We start from the raw sequence: 5,281 nt of genomic DNA on the forward strand, positions 1-5,281 counted from the left end.
AAAACAGCATCCAGAATTTGCTTTCTGATAAGTGGCCAAATCGTTTCTTTTAGATATTGAACCGCATTCCAATTGGGTTCGTGAAGAAAGTTTCCAATAAATACAAAGTTATTTCGTTCTTCGAATGAAGGCAGATTTTGAATCGTTGAATCATCAATTTGCTCCAACAACAAAGGCAAATAATACAATAATTTAGAATCAATTTTGAAAACGTTTTGCAGCAATTCCATTTCAAATTCAGAAATCATCAGGGAAACATCGCAACGCAAAATACTAGCAATTTCTCTTCTGGCAACATCCTCAACTAATAAATCGTCTGTTGAAAATTGCCTCTTTTCTTTGAATGCTTTTTGACGAGCGGAACGTAAACAATGTAAATCTTCGGTATCTAATAATCGTAAAGCATTAGGGCAATTTTCGGCAACACGCCATCCAAATTGCTCTTCAATCATAAACCGATCAAATAAAACGATGGATGGATTCAATTCTTTTACAAAAACATCAAAGCTGGAACAATTCAAAGCGATGGATTTCTTGATAACTCCCAAAGAACCCAAGTCAATCATATATTCACTATCCATTGCTGGACTGGCAAAAGTCACTTCGAAACCCAACTTTTTAAAAATAGAAATCAATTGTACCATCCTTCCTCCTGCTGCGGAAGAATTAGGTTCTGGAAAAACAAATCCAATAATTAATACATGCTGATTAGCAATCATAACTCACTATTTATCATACAAAATAAGGGAAATAAAACTGTAAATCATTCTATTTCACAACAAATAAAAACTGTATTTTTGTAATTAATTAAACATAATACCAAAAAATGTTAGGATTAAAATTAGCCACCGACCCAAGATGGGTAACCATCGTAGAATCAAACATCGAAGAAATCTTAACTGATCACGCTTGGTGCGAGCAAAAAGCAGCAACCAACATCATCACCATCATCACTTATAATTCGGAACACGAAGAATTGGTTACCGATTTGTTAGAAATTGCCAAGGAAGAAATCGAACATTTTCAGTTGGTTCACAACATCATCAAGGAACGCGGATTGAAATTAGGCAGAGAAAGAAAAGATCATTATGTAAACGAACTTTTTAAATTTTTGAAGAAAGACGGAAGCCGTAACGACGCTTTTGTAGACAGACTGCTCTTCTCAGCAATGATTGAAGCCAGAAGTTGCGAGCGATTCAAAGTTTTGTCTCAGAACATTGAAGACAAAGAATTGGCCGAATTTTACAGAAAATTAATGATAAGCGAAGCAGGACATTACACCACATTTCTGAAATTCGCCAGAAAATATTCCGAGAAAGTGGATGTGGACAAACGTTGGCAAGAATGGATTGATTTTGAAGGTGAATTAATTACCAACTACGGAAAAAAAGAAACGGTTCACGGATAATTATTCTCTCAACTATTATCAAGGAAAGTGATTCAAGAATATAAAATCATTGGAATTTATTAAATGAAAATGCTTTTTAAACTGATTTTAAGAATTTAATATTAAACTCAATAAGATATGGACGGTACTAAAGTAAAAACTATTTTGGTTAAAATATCAAAATATATTGGCATAGGTTTAGTCGTGATACTTTCCTTGATGTTCCTCACCCCAGTTATTTTTTCAGACAAAATTAAAGAAGAAATCAAAAAAACAGCCAACCAAAAATTGGCTGGAGAAATGAATTATTCCGATGTAAATATTTCGTTTTTCAAACATTTTCCGTCTTTGACATTAACATTAAATAATTTTACACTCAACGGTTCCGCTCCATTCCAAAAAGAACGATTGATAAATGCCAAAGAAGTCTCTTTTGGAATCAATATTCCAAGTTTAATTTTTGGAAAGTCCATCAATATCGATGAAATCTATCTTTCAAATTCAAACATAAACATTAAGGTCAATAAAGAAGGATTGGCCAATTATAACGTTTACATTGCTGAAAAAGAAGTAGAAAAACAAAAAGGTGAATCCGCAGCTATCAAACTTGAAAAAATCGAAATCATAAACAGTCAACTTATTTATGATGATCAATCGACAAAGGTCCATTTTGATGCATTTGGATTTAATTATCTCGGAAAAGGTGATTTGGCAGAAGATATTTTTGATTTGTATTCCAAAGCTAAAATCGACAAATTAAATTTGCTTTACGAAAACGAACCCTACTTGATGAACAAAAAAGTAGATGCCGATTTGATTACAAAAATAAATGTCAACTCACTTTCTTTTGTTTTCCAACAAAACGATCTAATGATCAATCAACTTCCTGTCGATTTCAAAGGGAAATTCGACTTCTTGAAAGATGGCTACAATATGGATTTTGTCATTAAATCGAACAACAGCGATCTTGACCATTTATTTACCGCTTTACCTCCAAAATATATTACTTGGCTAAGTAAAACCGAACTCAAAGGAAAGACTGATTTGTTACTTACCTTAAAAGGGAAATATATAGAATCGAAAAAAATTGCACCAGATTTAAATTTGGATTTAAAAATAAGAGAAGGATTTGTAAATTATAACAAAAGTGCTTTCCCTATTTCGAACCTACATTTGGATTTTTCCACAAAATTGCCTTCGCTAAATCCGGAACTTTTAATTGTAAATGTCAAAAGCATAGTTTTAAACATCAATCAAGACTTTTTGAACGCAAAAGTAAATGTAAAAGGACTGCAGGAACCCGAAATTGATGCCACATTCAATTCTAAAATTGATTTAGAAAAACTAAACAAAGCTTTAGGTGTTGCCGATTTCGAAATCAAAGGAACCCTAGTCGGGCATGGAAACGCCCAAGGAAAATACGATCAAAAGAACGGCAAATTCCCCATTACAAACGCCAACATCAATTTGAAAAGTGGATATATAAAAACCCAATATTATCCAAATCCAATTACCAACATTAACATAATAACTACTATAGAAAACAAAAACGGCAATTTCAGTGATTTAAAAGTAATTCTTAAACCTGCTGAATTTACCTTCGAAGGAAAACCTGTTTTTGTAGAAGCCAATCTGTATAATTTTAATGACCTTGCTTATGATATCAAAGCAAAAGGCACACTTGATATCAGCAAAATTTATCAAGTTTTCTCCCAAAAAGGATTGGATGTAGATGGTTTCGTAAAAGCCGATGTGTCGCTAAAAGGAAAACAAAGTGATGCCGAAAAAGGAAATTACAGCAAAATGTACAACAAAGGTACTTTAGAATTACGAAATATTTTAATAACAACAGAATACCTGCCGAAAAAATTCCTTATCAAAGAAGGCATTTTCAAAATCAATCAGGACAAAATGTCTTTCCATAATTTCTTGGCAGCTTACGGACAATCTGACTTTAGAATGAATGGATATTTGCAAAATGTTTTAAATTTTGCCACAACCAAGACAGGCATTTTGCGAGGTGCTTTCACTTTAAACTCAACCTATGTTAATGCTGATGAATTTATGTCAGAAACTGAAGTTGTAACAAAAAATTCGACCACAACAGCAAACGCAGAAACAAAACCTTCGCCCACCAAAGTAGAAACGGGAGTAATAATGATTCCGACTAATTTAGATTTACAATTTCAAGCCAATGTCCAAAAAGTAAATTTCAACGATTTAACCCTTAACCAAGCAAAAGGGTCAATGAATATGAAAAAAGGTGTATTGACAATGCAAAACACAGGCTTCAATTTGATCGGCTGTGCAGTAAATATGAACGCAAAATACCAAGCTAGCGCTACAAAAAAAGCAAATTTTGAGTATGACATCAAAGCTTCCGACTTTGACATTAAAAGAGCCTATAAAGAGGTGAAAATCTTCCGTGAAATGGCTAGTGCCGCCGAAAAAGCAGAAGGAATCATATCTTTAGAATACAAACTCAAAGGCCGATTGAATGCTAATATGGAACCCGTATATCCATCTTTAGTTGGTAATGGAATTGTCTCTGTAAAAGACATCAAATTGCACGGAATGAAAATGTTTAGTGCTGTTGCCAAAGAAACCAATCACGATAAAATAAATAATCCAGAATTATCGAAGGTAGAAATCAAAAGTTCTATCAAGAACAATATTATTACCTTGGAACGATTCAAGTTTAAATTTGCCGGTTTTAGACCAAGAATAGAAGGAACTACAAGCTTAGACGGACGACTCAACATCAAAATGCGACTGGGATTACCTCCTTTAGGAATATTAGGAATACCGATGACCATTACAGGAAACAAAGACAATCCCAAAGTAAAAGTAGGTCGCAAATCGGATGATTTAGAAGAAACAGAAGACAACGACATTGACTAAGCATAAAAAAAATACCTAAAAGATTAGATTGCTTTTTTAATTTAAGCATTCGTTGCAAAGGAGCACCATAGGATTTTGGCACCTTTAGGAATATTGGGAATACCTATGAGCTTCAAAGAAAAAAAGTCACTCTATAATAATCAAAAGACTAAATTCAATAACGTTTTACCCTATTTTTATTAGCAATTTTCAACAATACTGGAACTTGATAGCCTAGCATAAAAATCCAACCAATCAAACAAGCTAATGCGAATCCTTTGATACCAAAATAAGAAGCAATCAAATAAGCAGTAGTTACTCGCACAATAATTTGAATTAAAGTAGAATGCAATGTTTTTTTCATTTTTCCCAATCCTCGGAAATATCCTTGTATCACATTAGTTAAACCAGGTAATAAATAAAGAATTGACATAATCTTTAGATAATGCACACCTTCTTGAACTACACGCGATTCCCCCTTACCGACAAATAAAATCATTAGATCCTTAGCAAAAAAGAAAATCACAATCGTCATGAACAAACTGTAAAGAATCTCCATCTTCACGCCAATAATAAATCCCTTCCGAATACGACTATAATTCCCTTTTCCTTTATTTTGTGCCAAAAAACCAGTAACTCCGTGTCCGATATTTTGTTGTACAATCATTACAAAATCATCAATTCTTGTAACTGCATTAAATGCCGCAATCACAAATACACCTACTGGATTAACAGCACCCTGAATCAGAAATTTGCCCAAATGTAAAGTGATTTGTTGCATAGCAGCAACCGAACTATAACTAACTATAATTTTTAGAAAATCCCTATCTAAAATAAACTCACTTCGTTTAAATCTCAAAAACGGGACATTAAAACGAACATACAATATACAAAAAAGAGCAGAAAAAGCTTCGGCAATAACAGTAGCTACGGCAGCTCCAGCAACTCCATGTTTCCATACAATAACAAATAGAATATCTAAAACAACGTTAAGAAAAGCAGATGCAATCAAAA

3 protein-coding genes and 1 pseudogene are annotated in these 5,281 nt (G+C 33.2%); 2 read left to right on the forward strand and 2 right to left on the reverse strand.

Features of this window, described 5'->3' with window-relative positions:
• Positions 1-719, reverse strand: a pseudogene (locus ACIQ1E_RS13715) (glycosyltransferase); the annotation flags it as partial.
• 107 nt (positions 720-826) lie between these two features.
• On the opposite strand from ACIQ1E_RS13715, the gene ACIQ1E_RS13720 reads away from it, so the two are divergent.
• Together ACIQ1E_RS13720 and ACIQ1E_RS13725 are read left to right on the forward strand one after the other, a co-directional pair.
• Positions 827-1,408 carry a tRNA-(ms[2]io[6]A)-hydroxylase gene (locus ACIQ1E_RS13720; RefSeq protein ID WP_396171897.1) on the forward strand — a complete coding sequence of 194 codons (582 nt, stop codon included), beginning with the start codon at positions 827-829 and terminating at the stop codon, positions 1,406-1,408.
• Between the two features lie 117 nt (positions 1,409-1,525).
• A complete protein-coding gene (locus ACIQ1E_RS13725; protein WP_396171899.1) occupies positions 1,526-4,288 on the forward strand; it encodes an AsmA family protein in 2,763 nt (920 codons plus the stop codon).
• 154 nt (positions 4,289-4,442) lie between these two features.
• On the opposite strand, the gene ACIQ1E_RS13730 is transcribed toward ACIQ1E_RS13725, so the two are convergent.
• The coding region (locus ACIQ1E_RS13730; protein WP_396171901.1) for an MATE family efflux transporter at positions 4,443-5,281 on the reverse strand (839 nt) is incomplete at its 5' end.

Origin of the sequence: Flavobacterium sp., from assembly GCF_044348915.1 — a bacterium.
Lineage (GTDB): Bacteria > Bacteroidota > Bacteroidia > Flavobacteriales > Flavobacteriaceae > Flavobacterium.